Here is a 16,564-nt window from a genome sequence, read left to right on the forward strand (position 1 = left end):
GGCCGATCGGCCCAGGCACAGGACCGACCGGGCCCCTGGCGGCGACCGCGGCCGCGCGGAAACCTGGAAGGTGCGGGCGGACCCGGCCCGGCTCCGCCGCCCGAGAGGAGTGGTCAGGGCATGAAGGCACTCACCTACCACGGGACCGGCCGCCGTACCTGGGGCGACGTCCCCGACCCCGTCGTCCGTGATCCCGAGGACGCCGTCGTCCGGGTGGACGCGGTCACCATCTGCGGTACGGACCTGCACATCCTCAAGGGCGACGTCCCCGAGGTCACCGGGGGCCGCGTCCTGGGCCACGAGGCCGTCGGCACCGTCACCGGGACCGGGCCGGGCGTCCGCACCGTCACGGCCGGAGACCGCGTCCTGATCTCCTGCATCTCCGCCTGCGGCCGCTGCGCCTACTGCCGGACCGCCGGCTACGGCCAGTGCACGGGCGGTGGCGGCTGGATCCTCGGCCACCTGATCGACGGCTGCCAGGCCCAGTACGTCCGCACCCCCTTCGCGGACACCTCCCTGCACCCGCTGCCCGACGGTGTCACCGACGAGGACGCCCTGCTGCTGGCCGACATCCTGCCCACCTCCTACGAGGTCGGCGTCCGCAACGGCCGGGTCGGCCCGGGCGACACCGTCGCGATCGTCGGAGCCGGGCCCATCGGACTCGCCGCGATCCTCACCGCCCGGCTCTACAGCCCGGCCCGCATCATCGCCGTCGACCTCTCCCGGAGCCGCCTCGACGCGGCCGGGCGCTTCGGCGCGGACACCGTCCTCACCACCGCGGAGGCCACCCCGGACGCCGTCCGGGAGCTGAGCCGGGACGGCCTCGGCGTCGACGTCGCGATCGAGGCGGTCGGCGTCCCCGAGACCTTCGAACTGTGCACCCGCCTGGTGCGCCCCGGCGGCCGGGTCGCCAACGTGGGCGTGCACGGCCGGCCGGCGGTGCTCCACCTGGAGGACCTCTGGATCCGCGACGTCACCATCACCACCGGCCTGGTCGACACGTACAGCACCCCGATGCTGCTCGGCATGCTGGCCGTCGGACGCCTGGATGTCGCGGGGCTGGTCACCCACCGTTTCGGCCTCGACGAGATGCAGGACGCCTACGACGTCTTCGCCGACGCGGCCGACACCGGGGCCCTCAAGGTCGCGCTCTTCCGGACGTGACCCCTGCCCTACGGAGGCGCCGCCACCATGACCGACCGTCCTGACACCACCGACACCACCGACATCGCCCGCCGGATCGTCGAGCGCCGCGACCAACTCGGCTTGAGCGAGCAGATGCTGGCCCACGAAGCGGCCATGGCGCCGACCTATCTGCGGTACCTGCTGAAGGCCGGCCCGGAGTTCGACCCGCCCGGGTTCGTCCGGATCGCCGCCGCGCTCGGGCTGACCTGGCCGGAGCTGCTGGAGGGCCATCGCGTGGACGCCCCGCCGGGGTGGTCGAGGCCCGCCGCGCGCCCGCTGCCGCTGCACCTCACCGAACCGCAGTGCTGGGAGCTCGTCGGCACCCACGGTATCGGCCGGATCGGACTGCCCGGCCCGTCCGCACCGGCCGTTTTCCCGGTCAACTTCGCGGTGGACGCCGCAACGATCGTCTACCGTACGGCTCCCGGTGGCGCCGCCGCCCCGCCCGACGGTTCACCGGTCTCCTTCCAGGTGGACCACATCGACGACCGCCGGAGCCGGGGCTGGAGCGTCCTCGTCCTCGGCGAGGCCCGGCACGTCCACGAACCGGACGAGGAGCGACGGCTCTCGGCCCTGCCCGGCGCCACCCCGTGGGCCGGCGGTTCCCGGCCACTGTGGGTACGCGTCCGCCCGGACAAGATCACCGGCCGCCGGATCGGTAGCTGGTGAGCATTGACGCCAGATGGCCTGGAGGAGCTTCTTGCGCCGGCCGTCAGCGGCCGGGGCGCTCGACCGCCCTCGCCTTCGAAATCAGACCGTCAACGCTACCGGCATCCGGGCAGCAGTAGTGAGGTGGCCGTCGGGGTCTGCTTGACGGGCTTTCAGGTCCGTTCGTTCGGCTGTCTCCTGCTCGGCGTGGTGCTCGTCCCCGAAGTGCTGCTCGTCCCCGAACTCGACGGGGCCGAGGAGGTCGAGGCGTTCGTGGCTGCGCCGGGTGTTCCGGACCGCGCCGACGCCCTCCTCGGGGTGGCCGGGAGGATCGTGGCCAGGGTGAGGGCGGCAGCCAGCCAGGTGGTGGAGTGGAAGGCGTCGGTGAAGGCCCGGGCGGTTTCCGGGGAGGCGCCCGCGTCCAGCGGGGACGATGACGTGCCCGGGGGGAGGAGCAGTCGGTAGGCCACCGTGGTGACCGTGCCGAAGACGGCGATCCCCAGGCCGGCGCCGGCCTCGTAGGCGACGGACTCGATGCCCGCCGCCGCGCCTGCCAGGGAGGACGGCGCGGTGGTCATGATCAGGTTCGAGGCGACCATCTGGACCAGGCCGTGGCCGAACCCGATCAGGGCCAGCCCGAGCGGGGCCACCGTGCCGGAGGCGACCAGGACGTATCCGGTCGCCGCGAGCAGCAGGCCGGCGGGCACGCCCGCGCGCGGTTGTCCCAGGCGGGAGAGGAGCAGTCCGCCCACCGGCCCCGCCACCGTCGCGGCCAACGGCATCGGGATCAGGTACAGCGCGGCGGCCTCCGCCGACAGTCCCTCGGCGATCTGCAGGTACTGCACCAGTTGGAGTTCGAAGCCGACCATCACCAGCACCGGCAGTACCGAGGCCACCACTCCGGCGCGCAGCCCGGGCAGCCGGAACAGGGACAGGTCCAGCATCGGGTGCGGCATCCGCTGCTGCCGTCGCACGAACAGCACCAGCGCGGTCAGGCCCGCCGCCGCCGGCAGCACCACCTCCGGGATGCCGACGCCGTCGTGGGTGAAGGCGATGATGGCGTAGGCGCAGCCCAGGAACCCCACCATCGAGAGCAGGGGCGAGGTGGCCTCCCACGGTTGCCGCTCGGACTCGACCTCGTTGCGCAGCAGCAGTGCCACGGCGGGCACGGCCAGTGCCACGATCGGCAGGTTGACCAGGAAGATCGAGCCCCACCAGAAGTGCTGGAGCAGGAAGCCGCCAGCCACCGGTCCCAGCGCCGAGGCGCCGGCGGCGACCGCGCTCCACGCCCCGATGGCCACCGCGTGGTCGCGGCCGTCGCCGAAGGTCTGCCGGATCAGCGCCAGCGTGGCCGGGATGATCATCGACGCGCCGATCGCCAGCAGTGCCCGGGCGCCGATCAGGGCCGGCGGGTTCGGTGCCGCCGCGCACAGCGCCGAGGCCGCGCTGAAGACGGCCAGTCCGGCCAGCAGCAGCCGTTTGTGCCCGATCCGGTCGCCCAACGGCCCGCTGACCAGCACCAGTCCGACCATCAGGAGCGAGTACACGTCGACCGCCCACAGGAGTTCGGTCGGGGACGCCCGCAGTTCGTGGGCGAGGGTCGGGACGGTGATGGTGAGGATGGTGACGTCCACGGCGGCGGGCAGGAAGCACAGCAGCACCACGGTCAGCACCAGCCAGCGCCGGGCCGTCCCGACCACGGGCAGCGGGCTGCTCACCGGCCGAGGTCCAGAGCCGTCCTGGCTCGGTCGATCAGGTCGTGCAGCTCGGCGAGGCTGGGGGCGTAGAACATGCAGCTCAGTCTGCCAGTTTGAAGGTCCGTCAGCTCGGTCGGGACCACACCCCGGTCGGCGTGTCGGGGCGAGGCCACGAGCGGTCCGAGCAGGCGCAGCACTTCCGGCAGGTACAGCCCGGTCGGAAGGCCGTAGAAGTCGTAGTTGCCGACCGCGTGGGTGTCGAGGTAGCCGGGGCCGATGAGGTGCTCGCCGAATTCGTGCACGTGGCTCGACCCGGTGCGGCGGGCGTTGAGGTCGTGCAGGTAGACGACGCCGTCGCGGGCGATCGCGTCGATGCCGAAGCGCCCGCGGTAGCCGCGCCGTTGCATCTCCTCGGCCAGCCGGAGCCCGCCCTCGGTCAGCGGGCGGTACCACCAGGCGCGGCGCAGCTCGCGCGCGGTGACGTTGCCGCGCAGGTGCGTGGCGCCCTCGAACAGCATGTCGGTCGTGTAGCAGAGGTGGGGCGGGGCGTCCGCGGGCACCATGTACTCCACTGACGGGAAGGTGATGTCGCCGTCGAGGAACTCCTCGACGACCACCGGGTCCTCGTCGTAGAAGGTGCTCCCGGCCAGGCGTTCGGCGATGTCGTCGTCGCCGGGCCGGAAGATCAGCAGGCCGAGGCTCGCCTCGCCGCGGTCCGCCTTGACGATGCACGGTGTGCCGGTCGCGAGCATGTCCCGGACCGCGGCCGGCACGTCCTGTTTCCCGGCGCAGTGCGTACCGGGCGGGATGCGGCAGGGTCCGTCGGTCATGCCGAGGTCGGCGGCCAGGTCGCGCAGGCCGGTCTTGGTGTCCAGCAGGTCCCGGAGGGCCTGCTGCGGCGGGCTCTCCGGCAGTTCGGTCAGCACGTCGTACCGGGTGCGCAGGGCCTCGGTGAACAGCCACAGGTCGGCGGTGGTGGTGTGCGGGATCAGCCGGAGTCTGCGGCCCGGTCCGGCGTGGGCGGCCACGTCGGCCATCAGCTCGGGATCGGCGAGCATGTCGGCGAACAGCGAGCCGGTGCGGCCCGCCGGGCTGAGGTTCACCACACCGTCGATCTCCAGGAACTTCCGCTGCCAGTCCAGGTCTCCGATCGGCTCGTAGGTGATGAGCATCTTGTCCAGCGGCCCCCAGAACAGCGCCTGGTCCTGCTGGGCGTAGCACTCCGAGAGCAGCTCGTCGACGTCGTCGGCGCGGACGGCGAAGTCGCGCAGGGTGTCGACGGCGTTGCTCACGCAGAGGGTGGGTACGGTCAAGGCTTCTCCTCGTGCAGATCGTGCAGAAGTCCGTCGCCCCGGGACACCAGGTCGACCGCGGCCGCGACCACGTGCCAGAAGAGTTCCTTGCCCAGGGCGACGGTGGCGCCCGAAGTACTGGACAGGACGCCTTGGTTGGTCGTGCGGTTCACGTCGGCGGGGTGCAGGTAGATCCCCGGGCGGGGTGGGTCGGCGTGGTCGGGCCGGGCGGCCGAGACCAGGTCCGGGCGGAGGTAGAGCATCAGGCTGGTCTCGGTGATCCCCGCGTGCTCGGCGTGCCACCCCGGAAAGAGCGGCACCCGCCCGGCCAGCCAGTCCTGGTCGACCAGGCTCCACCAGCTCAGCGCGATGAACTCCTTGCCCGCGGCCGCCGGCCGTCGGCCCACCTCGTCGAGGGCCTCGAAGAGGAACGGCTCGTTCTCGAAGTGGCCGTTGACGACCAGCAGTCGGCGCCAGGGCAGGGCGCACAACGACTCCAGCACGTCCTCCAGGAAGGCCAGCAGGGACCGACCGCGCACGTAGACGGTGCCGGGGAAGGCCAGGCCGCCGCCGCTCTGCGGCAGCGACCGCGCCGCGATGGACTGCGCCGGCAGGGTCAGGGCGTTCAGCTCGTAGGCGATCTGCCGGGCGAACGCGTCGGCGAGCACGGTGTCCACGGACAGCGGCAGGTGCGGACCGTGCTGTTCGGTGGCCCCCACCGGCCACACCACGGTCCGCCCGGCGGTGGCCGCCAGGACGTCGGCGCTGCTCAGGTCGCACAGTTGCGGCCCGGAGCTGCGGGGGGTCACGGCTGCACCTGCTCGGACCGGTCCGCTCCGGTGACGGGTGTGAGGCCGTGGCCGGTGTTCCCCGTTCCGGTGTTCCCCGTCCCGGTGGTCTCGGTCACGATCCGGGCGAGCGTGTGGTACATGTCGGTGTGCAGCGCGGTGTACACCTGGGCCGCCACCGCGCCGACCGCCAGGTAGTCGTGCACGTCCCGGCCCGACTGCACGCCGCCGGAGGCCAGCACGGGAAGGGTGAACCCGGCTCGGCGCAGCTTCCACAGGGAGGCCAGTACGAGCGGCTTGATGCCCGGTCCGGAGTAGCCGAAGACGCCGCCGAGTTGGAGGTCGCCGGTCTCCGGGTGCACGGCGGCGGCGGGCAGGGTGTCGCTGATGGTCACCGCGTCGGCGCCGGCGCGGGCGGCGGCGAACGCCCGGGCGTGCAGGCCTTCGCCGCTGGCCAGCTTGACGGAGAAGGGCACCCGCGTCGCGGCGCGGGTGGCCGCGGTGTAGGCGTGCACCCGCTCGGGAGTGTCGTCGAGGCCGTCCTCCTCGTTGAGGCAGGAGATGCCCAGTTCCAGCGCCCGGCAGCCCGTCGCCTCCACCCGGGCCGCCAACTCGGCGAGTTCCGCCGGGCTGTCGGCGTGCAGCGACGCGATGACCGGCAGCCCGTCCCGGGTCAGGTCGCGCAGGATGCGCACCCAGTGATCGACGGACCGTTTGGAGTAGGTGGTGCTGTTGATCATTCCGGTGGGCAGTCTGACGAGGCGTTCGTCCAGGCCGATCGGCGGGTTGGGGTGGATGGTCTTGGTGACCACCGCGCCCGCGCCGGCGTCCAGCAGCCTGCGGATGTTGCGCTCCTGGTCGGTGAGCAGGCCGGAGCCGACCACGACAGGGTTGGCCAGGTGCATTCCCAGCAGGTGGGTCGGGGCCGCCATGTCAGGCCGCCGCCCTGGTCCGGCCCAGCGCCGCGAGCACGCCGTCGACCAGCAGCGCCGGGTCCTTGGCGATCTCCTTGGCGGACAGGAACGTCGCGGACGCGACCTGGGCGAGCCCCTTGAGCAGGTGGCTGGCCGACTCGGCGAAGGGCTGGTCGGTGATGCCCACGATGGGGCGGCCCAGCGCGCTGGCCCACCCCAGTTCGATGTGCGTGCCGTCCGTGCGCAGCAAGGTGCCGTCGAGCACCGGCAGTACCGGCACGAACACATCGCATTCGCGCATCCACGCGTAGTCGCGCACGGACACCTCCTCGGGGGTGAACGAAGCGGTGTCGGCACCGAATCGTTCGGCCACGTGCGCGGACAGCACGGTGGCGCCGGCCTGCTGCGACTGGTCGATGGTCAGTCTCAGGAAATCGTGGATCGGCGCCGCCATCCCGCCGGGCACCAAGGCGTGCTGGATCGGGCCGCCAACGAACACGGTGACGCCGCGCAGGGCGTCCGGGGTGACACTCATGACTTTCGAAGCTCCTTCGAAGGAGTCTGCCGACGGCCGTGCAAGGGGGTGGACTTCGGTCGGCAGGAAGCAGAAGTAGTCAGCGTCATCAGATGGTGCGCTTGCAGTGAACTGGGAGGGAGCCGGGTGCGAGGCCTGACGCCGCCGCCGGGGGCCCGATGGCGTACCCGTTCCCGCGCTGTGCGTCCATCCAGACAAATGGACGACCTCAGGCTAGTTCGGGACGATTCACCAGGACAAGAAGCATATGCGCCAGGCGGAGATGTGTCTCAAATAGTGTAAAAGGTGCATAACTGTCGCCTGCCCATCGATCCCGGCCCGCCCGGGAGGCGCGCTGCGGGCTGGTTTTCGCAGGTAAAGGGACCGTGTGCTCGTGAATGGCCGAATCGCCGTCGAACTAACGTGCAAAAGAATCGTCGATTCCGGCGTTCCAAGTCGCATGGCGGGTAAATCGGGGACCATTGACAGGCGATAAAGCCTCGGCTAGCTTCGATAAAGCGTGAATGGCTGACACCGCCTTAATTTCGATCAGCGTCGGCCCACTTTCGGCCCGACCGTTTCCGCGATCTCGCTCGCCTTTCCGCACGCCGGACGTCCGGTCGCAGCCTGTTCGAATGAACCCACCCAGAGGGGAAGTTCTGGTGAATCCTTTGCAGACCATCAAGCGAATTCTGCACTCCGAGGTGTTGGTGGAGGTGCCGATCGACCGGATGCGACTCGACGACAGGCTGCGCGAGAATTACGGCATGGACTCGCTCGGTTTCGTGGAACTGCGCGTGCAGTGTGAAGAGGCGTTCGACATCAGCATCCCCGACGAGGCCATCGCGGCGGGGGAGTTGTCCACCCTCGGTGATGTGCTGACGCTGGTCGAGCGGCTGTCGGGGGCCGACCGCCCCTCGGCCACCGCGTGAGCACGGCCCCGGTCGGCGCCGACGACCACGCCGGGGACCGGACCGGTGTGCTGTCGCGCGGCACGGACCTGCACCTCAACCACTACGGGGCGGCCCGGCTCCCGTTCGCCTGCGTGGGCGGCAGCGGTCTGCACCTCGACGTGGTCGATCTGAGCCCGGAACGCCGGGGCAGGCGGCTGCGGTTGCTGGACGCCAGCGGCGGCTACGCCAGCGCCACCCTGGGCGGCGACCACCCCGTCGTACGAGCGGCGCTGGCGCGCGGCACCGGAGTCGGCAACGTCACCGACGAACTGGGCTCGCTGGAACGGGCGGAGCTCCTCGACCGGCTCCTCGGCCCCGGCGGGTTGTGGACCGACCACTTCCCCGCGGGGCGGTACCACGTCAGCGGACGCAACTCCGGCTCGGAGGGCAACGAGTTGGCGCTGCGGCTCGTGCTGGAATCCCGCTTCGACGGCCGGCGGCTGTGCCACCGCCCGGGCAAGGAGCGGCGCGACACCATCCTCGCCTTCCACGGCGCCTGGCACGGCTGGACCGGCGGGCTGGTGCAACTGCTCAACCGCAGGTACTACCGGGCCGGGCTGCCCGGCACGGACACCGCCGGCCCGTACGGAGTCCGGGTCCACCACATCCCGTTCGGCGACCTCGACGCCCTGACGGAGTACTTCGCCGAGTCCGCCGACCGGCTGCTGGCCGTCGTCGTCGAACCGATCCAGGGCGACGCGGGCATCCTCCCGCCTCCGCCCGGATACCTGCGCGAACTCGCGCGGCGGTGCGCGGCCGACGACGTGCTGCTGGTGGCCGACGAGGTGCTGACGTTCGCCAAGACCGGCGGCTGGTTCGCCATGCGCGACGCGGACGGACCGGTGCCCACCGACATCACCGTCATCGGCAAGTTCCTGGGCATGGGCGCGGTGTCCACCTCGATGGTGATCGCCCGCAAGGAGCTGGCCGTCCGCTCCTCCGGCGCCGTGACCACCTCCGACCTGCGACCACCGAACTGCGCGGTGATCCGCGACGGCATCGAGCACATCGAGACCGAAGGGCTGCTGCGAGGCTCGGCCGACGTCGGCGTGAACCTGGCCAAGCATCTCGACGACGCCCTGGTGGGCCGCCACCCGGACGTGTTCACCGAGGTCCGCGGGAGCGGGGTCATGTTCGGCGTGGAACTGACCGCGGCGGCGGCCGACCGGATCGGCGCGCTGCGCCGGGAGTTGATCGAAGCGGGCGTGTACGCGGAGTTCATGGCGGGCGCGGGCAAACGCCCCGGCGGCCGGCGCTACGTCCACCCCACCCTGCGGATCGTGCTGCCGCTGATCACCACCGGGACGCAGGCCGACGAGATCGTGGACCGGGTGGCGGCGGGCGCCCGGGCCCTGTGGTGAGCGAGGGGTTCCGCACCCGGGTCGAGCACGTCGACACCGACGCGACCGGGATCGTGCACTTCTCCCGCTACACCTCGTTGATGGAGACTGCGGGCACCGAACACCTCGAAGCGCACGACGCGGGTCTGACCGCCTTCAGCGCGGCGAACGTCGACCTGGTGGTCGCCGACCTGCGGGTGGCCTACCTCAACAGCGCCGTGTACCGCGACGTGATCATCGGGGACACCCGGGTCGACCACGTCGGCGCGGCCTGGTTCGCCCTCGCGGTACGTCTGCTGCGGGAGGAGGAGGACGGCACCCGCACCCCGCTGGTGACCGGCGACCTCGTCTTCGCCGCCGTCGCCCCCGACACCCGGCGCGCGGTGCCCCTGCCGGCACCGCTGCGACAGGCCCTGAGAGGAATCGTCCCGGATGCGACACCCGAACGAATCGGCACCCCCTCCCGTCACGGTCCGCGAGGCACGTCCGCTGGGCACCTCGGCCATCGCGGCCCTGGTGCGCGGACGCCACCCCCGCCTGTTCATCGACCGGGTTCTGGACCATGAGCCCGGCGTGTTCCTGCGCAGCATGTTCGCCGTCTCGGCGGAGATGGGCGCGCTGTCCGGGCACCTGCCCGAGCGCGGCCTGACCCCGGGGCTGATCCTGCCCGGCAGCCACACCATGCAGGCCTTCGCCCAGTCCGGCGTCCTGCTCTACCAGTTGAGCAGCGATCCGCTCGCCGACGACGAGGTCACCCTGGTCGGCACGGTCAAGTCCCGGTTCCTCGCCCCGGTCGTGCCCGGCGACCAGGTCGTGCTCGACGTCCGCGCGGACCGGCTGTCCGGCCCCACCTTCGCCTTCTCCGCCGTGGTGACCGTGGAGGGCCGGTCGGTCGCCGGGTTCCGCGGCGCGATGAGCCGGACGAAGGTCGATCCCGCGGCGGCCCGGCCGTGGTGACCCCGGTGATCACCGGACTGGCCTGGGACACTCCGCTGGGCCGGGACCAGGAGGCGGTGTGGGAACGGCTGTGCGCGGGCGATTCGGCGCTGGCGCCCGTCCACTCGCCGCACTCCTTGCGCAACACCGCCGCCGCCGTCATCGCGTCGGTGCCGTACGGGACCCGGGCGGGCGAGCGCCAGCGCGCGCTCGCCGGGCGGACGCTGTCCGCCGCGTTCGCGGACGCGCGGCTGTCCACCACCGACCCCGAGGTCGGCCTCGTCCTGGGCACCAGCTTCGGCGCCTGCCTGGACGAGGCGGAGCCGACGCTGCACGCCTGGGCCGACGACGCGGCGGCGGGCATCGGGCACCCGGGTACGCCGGTCTGCGTCATGACCGCCTGTTCCGCGGGGTCGGACGCGATCGCCGTCGCGCACGCCCTGGTGCGCTCGGGCGAGCGGCGGGTCTGCGTGGCGGGCGGGGTGGACGTGGTCACCGAGGCCAAGCGGCTCGGGCACTCCGCGCTGGGCACGATGAGCCCCACCGGACTGCGGGCCTTCGACCGGACGCGCGACGGGATGCTGCTCGGCGAGGGCGCGGCCTTCGTGGTGGTCGAACACCCCGACTCCGCCCGGGAACGCGGCGCCCGGGTGCACGCCCGGCTGCGCGGGGCCGGCGCGGCCAACGACGCCGCCGGGCTCACCGCACCGGACCCGTCCGGACGCGCGGTGCTGCGCGCCGTCGAACGCTGCCTGGCCTCCGCGGGCCTGGCACCCGCGGACATCGCGGTGGTCAACGCCCACGGCACCGGCACACCGTTCAACGACGAGGTCGAGGCACGCAGCCTGCTGGAACTGTTCGGAGCCGACGGCCCGTTGGTGTTCGCCACCAAAGGGGCGCTCGGGCACAGCCTGGGCGCGACCGGGGCCATCGAGGCCGTGGCGACGGTCCTGGCACTGCGCCACCGACAGGCTCCACCGGTCCTCGGGCTGCGCGATCCGGCGGCCCCGCTGCGGCTGGCCGCGGAATCGGCGCAACCCGTCGGCCCCGGCGCCGGACTGAGCCTGACGCTGGGGTTCGGCGGGTTCAACACGTGCCTGCTGTTCGAAGGGGTGAGGGCGTGACACACGTGCCGACGGGCACCCGGATGCTGGGTTCGGCGACGGTCGTCGCCGACGACCCGGACGAGTACGCGGTGAACAAACCGTCCTTCTACGCCGACCCGGCGGCCTGGCTGGTCGCCGAGACCGTGGACCGGGCACTGGCGGACTGCGCCGAACCCGTGCTCGACGACGCCGCCGACACCGGGATCCTGGTCATGAGCGCGACCGGGAGCGAGCGGACGATGCGCCGCATCGCCGACTCGGTGCCGAGGTCCCGGGTGTCGCCACTGCGCTTCGCCGGAGCGAACCCGGGCGTCCTGGCCGGGCTGCCCGCCCTGCGCCACGGGTTGCGCGGGCCGTCCCTGCTGCTGGCGGCGCACCCCGACCGGGCCACCCCCGTCGCGTTCACGGTGCTCGGCGGCTGGCTCGCGGACGGCCACGCCCGGCACGTGCTCCTGGTCGGCCTGCAACCCGCGGCGGGAGAGGGGCAGTTGTGTCGCTGCCTGGTCCTGACCAGCGCCCGGGACGACCGGTGAACAGCCTCACCCGGTCCGAGGTGGCCGACTTCCTGACCCGGGTCGAGGCAACCCCGGCCAGTACGGGCGGCGGCGCCCCGGCCGGGGTGGACGACGTGCTGGCGGACCTGGCCGGGCTGGGCCTGGCACCGGGCGACGCGGTCGTGCTCTGCCTCACCAACGGAGTCGAACTGCTGCGCGTGCTGCTCTCGTCGCTGCTGCTGGGCCTGGTGCCGCTGGCCGTGCCGCCGAGCACGCCGTGGCAGCGGGTGCGCGCGCTGGCCGGGCACGTCGGGGCCGGCGTCGTGGTGACCACCCGGCTGGCCGGCGCGGGGCCGCAGCTGCCGGTGGGCGGCGCGTTGGCCGTGCCGACCGGGCACCCCACCACCCCGTACCGGCCGGGCGAGATCCTGCTGTCCACCTCCGGCACCTCCGGGATGTTCAGCGCGTGCGTGCACCGGGTGGCCTCGCTCCTGCACAACGCCCGCCTGCACGCCGGGGCCACGGGCATCACCCCGGCCGACACCCTGCTGGTGAACCTGCCGCTGTACTACTCCTACGCCCTCGTGGCGCAGGCGTTCGCCGCGTACGTGACCAAGGCGCGGCTGGTGCTCGACGGGCCGCCGTTCTCGCCGGCCGCGTACCGCGACGCGGTCACCGCGCGCGGGGTCACCCACTCGGCGGTGACCCCGACGATCGCCCGCCAACTCCTGGCCGACCCCGGGTTCGTGCCACGGGGCCTGCGGGCACTGGCGGTCGGCGGGGACCGGCTCGCACCCGCGGAGGTGGCCCGCCTGCTGGCCGCGCGGCCCTCCGCGGAGCTGTACCTGACCTACGGGCTCACCGAGGCCGGACCACGCGTGTCGACCCTGGCCGCGCACGCCGAGCCCGCGCACCGGTACGGCTCGGTCGGCCGCCCGCTGCCGGGAGTGCGCGCGTCACTGCGCGGGGTGCAGGACGACGTCGGCGAACTGCTGGTCGAATCCGGCACCGTCCTGCTGCGACGGGTCGGGCAGCACAGCGGCAGAGTCCTGCTGGGGCCGCGGACCATCGCCACCGGGGACGCCTTCTCGATCGACGACGGCTATCTGACCTTCCACGGACGGCTGTCGGACTTCGTGGTGCTGCGCGGCGAGAAGGTCTCACTGAACACCGTCCGGCAGGCCGCGCACGCCATCCCGGGGGTCGTGCACTGCGTGCCCGAGGTGGTGAACGAGGACGGCACGCAGGTCCTCCACGTCCACCTGTCGGTCACCGGCACCCTCCCCGGCGGCGAGAAAGCGCTACGCCACCTCCTCAACTCCCAGCTGCTGCCCGCCGAACGCCCGCGCGCGGTGTTCGTCTCCACCGCCGACCCGGAGGCCTTCCGCAAATGACCCTCCGCCTCGGCTGGACCGTCCCGACGACCCTCTCGCCCGCCGGACTCCGCGCGTTCGCGGCGACCGCGGAGAGCCTCGGGTACGACCACCTGTCCGTCCCCGAACACCTGGTGTCCGGCGTTCCCGCCTACGAGAGCCTGACGCTGGTGGCGTTCCTGGCAGCCGTCACCACCCGGATCGAGCTGGCCACCGCGATGACGATCCTGCCGCACCGCCCGGTGGTGCTCGCCGCCAAGCAGGCCGCGCAACTGGCCCACCTCAGCGGCGACCGGCTGCGGCTGGGCGTCGCCATCGGATCCGACCCCGCCGAGTCCGCCGCCCTCGGCGTCGCCCCGGGAGCCCGTGCGGCGCTGTTCGAGGAACAGGTCCAGGCGCTGCGCCTGCTGTGGACGCGGCCGGACGCGGACTTCGCCGGCGAGCACGTCGCGTTCTCCGGCGTCACCCTCACCCCCCGGCCGGGTGCCGTACCCCTCTGGATGGGCGGCGGCACCCTGCGCACCGGAGGAAGACCGGGCTCACTGCGCCGGATCGCCACCCTCGCCGACGGCTTCACCATGTCCGGCCTGCTCGCCAACCGGGTCGACCGCGGTGCCGCACTCATCGCCGAACTGCGGACGGCGGTGACCGAAGCCGGCCGCGACTGGAGCGCCTTCGGCGTCGAGGCCCGCCTGCGCCCCGCCCCCGGCCGGCCGGACACCTGGCGCTCCCTCGCCGACGCCTGGCGGTCCGCCGGCGCCACCCACCTCACCGTCACCACCGACGACCTCTCCCTGCTGGGCCCCCTGCACGCGGCGCTGACCGGGTAGCACACCGGCTCAGGACACGGAACCGCCGATCAGGCCATCGCGCGACCTCCAGAGGCCCGCGTACGGCCCGGCGGCCGTTGCCGGCGGGGACATGCGCTCAGTCGCCGAGGATCCGCTCCGCCTGGCCCTCCGGGGTGAAGAACCGCTCGTGCGGTGCTTCACCCGGGTTCGGGGGATGTCCCGGCCTTCAGCCCGGGGAGGAATCCGGTTTTCCGCGTGGCGGGTCAGGGGCGGCCGTTCTGCCGCCAGGTGGACCGGTGTCCACCAACTCGATCGCGAACACTTTTCGTCAGACCGTCAGGCTATGGTGCCGGGCACGGCGATCACAGCGCAGAACAACGGCCCGGTATCCGGCCGGCGTACCGCGACCGACAGCCGCCTGCCGTACTCTGCGCAGTGATCGACAAGTACTCACACGCGAGATCTAGGGGCGAGAACATGTCACGGACCGAATTCCACCGACGACGTGTCGTCATCGGGCTCATAACCGGTGCGACGCTGATATCCCTCGCCGGATGCGGATCGTCGAGCACGGCGAAGAGCGCCACCGCATCTGGGGCCGCGGTCTCGACGTCCGCGGGTGCGGCGGCGGCTGACGCGGCGGCGCCCCCGGCGGCGGGCGCCCCCACCGGCGCGCCGGGGAAGGCCGGCAAGGGCAGCGCCGACGTGACCTTCAGCGGCGTGGAGTCGGGCTCCATCAAGGCCGCCGACAGCACCTGCACCGTCATCAAGGGCGAGCTGGAGTCCTTCCAGGCGCCGTCGGACCAGAACGCCGGCGGCCCGAGCGTCGCCGGCGTCCAGTCGGGCACCGGCTGGATGATGCCGGTCAGCACCGCCGCCCACGTCGGCGGCTACGTGAAGAACAACGCGACCGGCATCAAGGCGACGAAGACCGGCGACAGTTGGACGGTCACGCTGACGAACACGGAGGTGGCCGCCACCTACGACCTCGGTCAAACGGTCACGCTCAACGGAACGATCGTCTGCGGCCAGGTCGTCAGCGCCGGCTGACCGGCCGGAGAACGGGGCCTTGTGCCGACGCCGGTGGGAGCCACCAGACCAGAGGCTCCCCCCGGCCACAACTCACCGGGCGTGCGGGCGCATCCCCGGATGCGACCGCCGGACGACCCCTCGCGTACCTCTCTGGTGTCCTAAGGTGTCGATTTCGTAAGCCTGTTGAAGGATGGACGGGTCCTCATCCGGAGTGATGCTCCCTCGGTGGCGGCGCTGACAGGCTGACTCGTGGCGAACTCCTGTTCGCCCGAGTGAAGGGAAGCCCCATGTCTCGTCGTCTGACCAGTGCCCTGATCGCAGCCTTCTGTCTGGCGGTGTCCGCGTCACCCGCCTCCGCTGCTGTGGCGGGAGCCGAGGACTCCGCAGCTTCGTCGGCCCGCCTGCGTGGCGGTCCGCTGCAACTCGCCCTCAACGGGCTGACCGACGCCAAGGCGGTGTCCGCGATCGCCGAGGTGCGTGACGGTGACCAGCGGTGGCGCGGCACCACGGGGGTGACCGACCTGGTCGGTCAGGCGCCCGTCCGTGGTGACGGCCGGTTCCGGATCGGCAGCGTCACCAAGACGTTCGTCGCCACCACGGTGCTGCAACTGGTCGGCGAGCACCGGCTCGGCCTGGAGGACTCGGTGTCGAGCCACCTGCCGGGGCTGGTCCCCAACGGGCAGAACATCACCGTCCGCCAGCTGCTCAACCAGCGTACGGGCCTGTTCGACGCCACCAACGACGGCACCGACGTCTTTCCCGACCTCAACGACCCGGCCGTCTTCCGGACATGGCTGGCCCAGGGCGGTTTGAACCGTACGTTCACCGCGCGCCAGTTGGTGACCTCATCCGTCTCCCACGCGCCGTACTTCGCGCCCGGCACCCAATGGGGCTACTCCAACACCAACTTCGACGTCCTCGGCCTGATCATCGAGCAGGTCACCGGGCACCCCTACGGACAGGAGGTCGCTCAGCGCATCCTGCGCCCGCTCGGGATGACGAAGACCACGGTCCCCGGCCGCTCCACCACGATCCCCGGCCCGCACGCCCACAGTTACTGGACCACCGTGGACGGCGCCGGTACCGGAAACGTCAAGAAGACCGACATCGACGTCACCGACCAGAACCCCTCCTGGGCGGGCGCCGCCGGAGAGATCATCTCCACCACCGATGACCTGACCCGGTTCCAGCAGGCCCTGTTGAACGGGAAGTTGCTGCGTCCGGCGGAGCAGCGCGAGATGACCACGATGCTCGAGACCGTGCCGGGCTCGCACGAGATCGACTACGGGATGGGGCTGGCGCGGGCGCAGCTCTCCTGCACCACCGTGCTGGGCCACAACGGCGGCACCTTCGGCTTCGCCACCCAGCTGTGGGGCACCGCCGACCGCCAGGTCGCCGTCTCCTACACCCCGCGGGGCGATGACGCCGAGCAGACGGCGCAGAACGAGGCGGGCATCAAGTTCCTCGACGCCGTCTTCTGCGGCGCCCGCTGAACGTCCGC

General features: G+C 72.2%; 17 protein-coding genes. 12 read left to right on the plus strand and 5 right to left on the minus strand.

Going from position 1 to position 16,564, the window contains the following annotated elements:
* Nucleotides 1-120 precede the first annotated feature (120 nt).
* The gene (locus AB0O19_RS28215) at nucleotides 121-1,164 is read left to right on the plus strand and encodes an alcohol dehydrogenase catalytic domain-containing protein (protein WP_363623484.1); all 1,044 of its coding nucleotides are present in this window, start codon (nucleotides 121-123) and stop codon (nucleotides 1,162-1,164) included.
* A 27-nt stretch (nucleotides 1,165-1,191) separates the two neighbouring features.
* Nucleotides 1,192-1,854, plus strand: a complete 663-nt coding sequence (locus tag AB0O19_RS28220; RefSeq protein ID WP_363623486.1) for a pyridoxamine 5'-phosphate oxidase family protein — start codon at nucleotides 1,192-1,194, stop codon at nucleotides 1,852-1,854.
* 152 nt (nucleotides 1,855-2,006) lie between these two features.
* Here AB0O19_RS28220 and AB0O19_RS28225 read toward each other — a convergent pair whose 3' ends face one another.
* From AB0O19_RS28225 to AB0O19_RS28245, 5 genes are read right to left on the minus strand one after another with little or no spacing between them, the layout of a single operon-like run.
* Nucleotides 2,007-3,551 carry an MFS transporter gene (locus AB0O19_RS28225; protein WP_363623488.1) on the minus strand — a complete coding sequence of 515 codons (1,545 nt, stop codon included), beginning with the start codon at nucleotides 3,549-3,551 and terminating at the stop codon, nucleotides 2,007-2,009.
* Complete coding sequence (locus AB0O19_RS28230; RefSeq protein WP_363623490.1) at nucleotides 3,548-4,843, minus strand: hypothetical protein; 1,296 nt, start codon at nucleotides 4,841-4,843, stop codon at nucleotides 3,548-3,550. The genes AB0O19_RS28225 and AB0O19_RS28230 overlap by 4 nt, the downstream gene beginning before the upstream one ends.
* Nucleotides 4,840-5,631, minus strand: a complete 792-nt coding sequence (locus tag AB0O19_RS28235) for a creatininase family protein (protein ID WP_363581243.1) — start codon at nucleotides 5,629-5,631, stop codon at nucleotides 4,840-4,842. The genes AB0O19_RS28230 and AB0O19_RS28235 overlap by 4 nt, the downstream gene beginning before the upstream one ends.
* Complete coding sequence (locus AB0O19_RS28240) at nucleotides 5,628-6,542, minus strand: dihydroorotate dehydrogenase (protein WP_363623491.1); 915 nt, start codon at nucleotides 6,540-6,542, stop codon at nucleotides 5,628-5,630. The genes AB0O19_RS28235 and AB0O19_RS28240 overlap by 4 nt, the downstream gene beginning before the upstream one ends.
* Before the next feature lies 1 nt (nucleotide 6,543).
* Nucleotides 6,544-7,059 (minus strand): hypothetical protein, encoded by a 516-nt coding sequence (locus AB0O19_RS28245; RefSeq protein WP_363581246.1) that lies wholly within the window; start codon nucleotides 7,057-7,059, stop codon nucleotides 6,544-6,546.
* A gap of 503 nt (nucleotides 7,060-7,562) precedes the next feature.
* On the opposite strand from AB0O19_RS28245, the gene AB0O19_RS28250 reads away from it, so the two are divergent.
* From AB0O19_RS28250 to AB0O19_RS28295, 10 genes are all read left to right on the plus strand, one after another.
* On the plus strand, nucleotides 7,563-7,970 hold the full coding sequence (locus AB0O19_RS28250) for an acyl carrier protein (RefSeq protein WP_363623492.1): 408 nt from the start codon (nucleotides 7,563-7,565) through the stop codon (nucleotides 7,968-7,970).
* Nucleotides 7,967-9,352: an aminotransferase class III-fold pyridoxal phosphate-dependent enzyme gene (locus tag AB0O19_RS28255; protein WP_363623493.1), complete on the plus strand. Its 1,386-nt coding sequence runs from the start codon at nucleotides 7,967-7,969 to the stop codon at nucleotides 9,350-9,352. The genes AB0O19_RS28250 and AB0O19_RS28255 overlap by 4 nt, the downstream gene beginning before the upstream one ends.
* Nucleotides 9,349-9,897: a thioesterase family protein gene (locus tag AB0O19_RS28260; protein WP_363623495.1), complete on the plus strand. Its 549-nt coding sequence runs from the start codon at nucleotides 9,349-9,351 to the stop codon at nucleotides 9,895-9,897. Before AB0O19_RS28255 ends, AB0O19_RS28260 begins: the two co-directional genes overlap by 4 nt.
* A 7-nt stretch (nucleotides 9,898-9,904) precedes the next feature.
* Nucleotides 9,905-10,288, plus strand: coding sequence for a polyketide dehydratase (locus AB0O19_RS28265; protein ID WP_350876226.1), 384 nt, complete (start codon nucleotides 9,905-9,907; stop codon nucleotides 10,286-10,288).
* A gap of 5 nt (nucleotides 10,289-10,293) precedes the next feature.
* Nucleotides 10,294-11,391 (plus strand): beta-ketoacyl synthase N-terminal-like domain-containing protein, encoded by a 1,098-nt coding sequence (locus AB0O19_RS28270; RefSeq protein WP_363623496.1) that lies wholly within the window; start codon nucleotides 10,294-10,296, stop codon nucleotides 11,389-11,391.
* Nucleotides 11,388-11,906 carry a polyketide synthase gene (locus tag AB0O19_RS28275; RefSeq protein ID WP_363623497.1) on the plus strand — a complete coding sequence of 173 codons (519 nt, stop codon included), beginning with the start codon at nucleotides 11,388-11,390 and terminating at the stop codon, nucleotides 11,904-11,906. Before AB0O19_RS28270 ends, AB0O19_RS28275 begins: the two co-directional genes overlap by 4 nt.
* Complete coding sequence (locus AB0O19_RS28280) at nucleotides 11,903-13,261, plus strand: class I adenylate-forming enzyme family protein (RefSeq protein ID WP_363623499.1); 1,359 nt, start codon at nucleotides 11,903-11,905, stop codon at nucleotides 13,259-13,261. Before AB0O19_RS28275 ends, AB0O19_RS28280 begins: the two co-directional genes overlap by 4 nt.
* Nucleotides 13,258-14,070: a TIGR03619 family F420-dependent LLM class oxidoreductase gene (locus AB0O19_RS28285; RefSeq protein ID WP_363623500.1), complete on the plus strand. Its 813-nt coding sequence runs from the start codon at nucleotides 13,258-13,260 to the stop codon at nucleotides 14,068-14,070. Before AB0O19_RS28280 ends, AB0O19_RS28285 begins: the two co-directional genes overlap by 4 nt.
* Before the next feature lie 396 nt (nucleotides 14,071-14,466).
* A complete protein-coding gene (locus AB0O19_RS28290) occupies nucleotides 14,467-15,081 on the plus strand; it encodes a hypothetical protein (RefSeq protein ID WP_363623501.1) in 615 nt (204 codons plus the stop codon).
* 269 nt (nucleotides 15,082-15,350) lie between these two features.
* Nucleotides 15,351-16,556 carry a serine hydrolase domain-containing protein gene (locus AB0O19_RS28295; RefSeq protein WP_363623502.1) on the plus strand — a complete coding sequence of 402 codons (1,206 nt, stop codon included), beginning with the start codon at nucleotides 15,351-15,353 and terminating at the stop codon, nucleotides 16,554-16,556.
* Nucleotides 16,557-16,564 lie beyond the last annotated feature (8 nt).

It is taken from the genome of Kitasatospora sp. NPDC091276, from assembly GCF_040684355.1.
GTDB lineage: Bacteria > Actinomycetota > Actinomycetes > Streptomycetales > Streptomycetaceae > Kitasatospora.

Excerpts from the sequence above, each read along its gene's own strand:
- AB0O19_RS28215 (WP_363623484.1), top strand. The coding sequence starts at position 121 with ATGAAGGCACTCACCTACCACGGGACCGGCCGCCGTACCTGGGGCGAC.
- AB0O19_RS28220 (WP_363623486.1), top strand. The coding sequence starts at position 1,192 with ATGACCGACCGTCCTGACACCACCGACACCACCGACATCGCCCGCCGG.
- AB0O19_RS28240 (WP_363623491.1), bottom strand. The coding sequence starts at position 6,542 with ATGGCGGCCCCGACCCACCTGCTGGGAATGCACCTGGCCAACCCTGTC.
- AB0O19_RS28245 (WP_363581246.1), bottom strand. The coding sequence starts at position 7,059 with ATGAGTGTCACCCCGGACGCCCTGCGCGGCGTCACCGTGTTCGTTGGC.
- AB0O19_RS28250 (WP_363623492.1), top strand. The coding sequence starts at position 7,563 with ATGGCTGACACCGCCTTAATTTCGATCAGCGTCGGCCCACTTTCGGCC.
- AB0O19_RS28285 (WP_363623500.1), top strand. The coding sequence starts at position 13,258 with ATGACCCTCCGCCTCGGCTGGACCGTCCCGACGACCCTCTCGCCCGCC.
- AB0O19_RS28295 (WP_363623502.1), top strand. The coding sequence starts at position 15,351 with ATGTCTCGTCGTCTGACCAGTGCCCTGATCGCAGCCTTCTGTCTGGCG.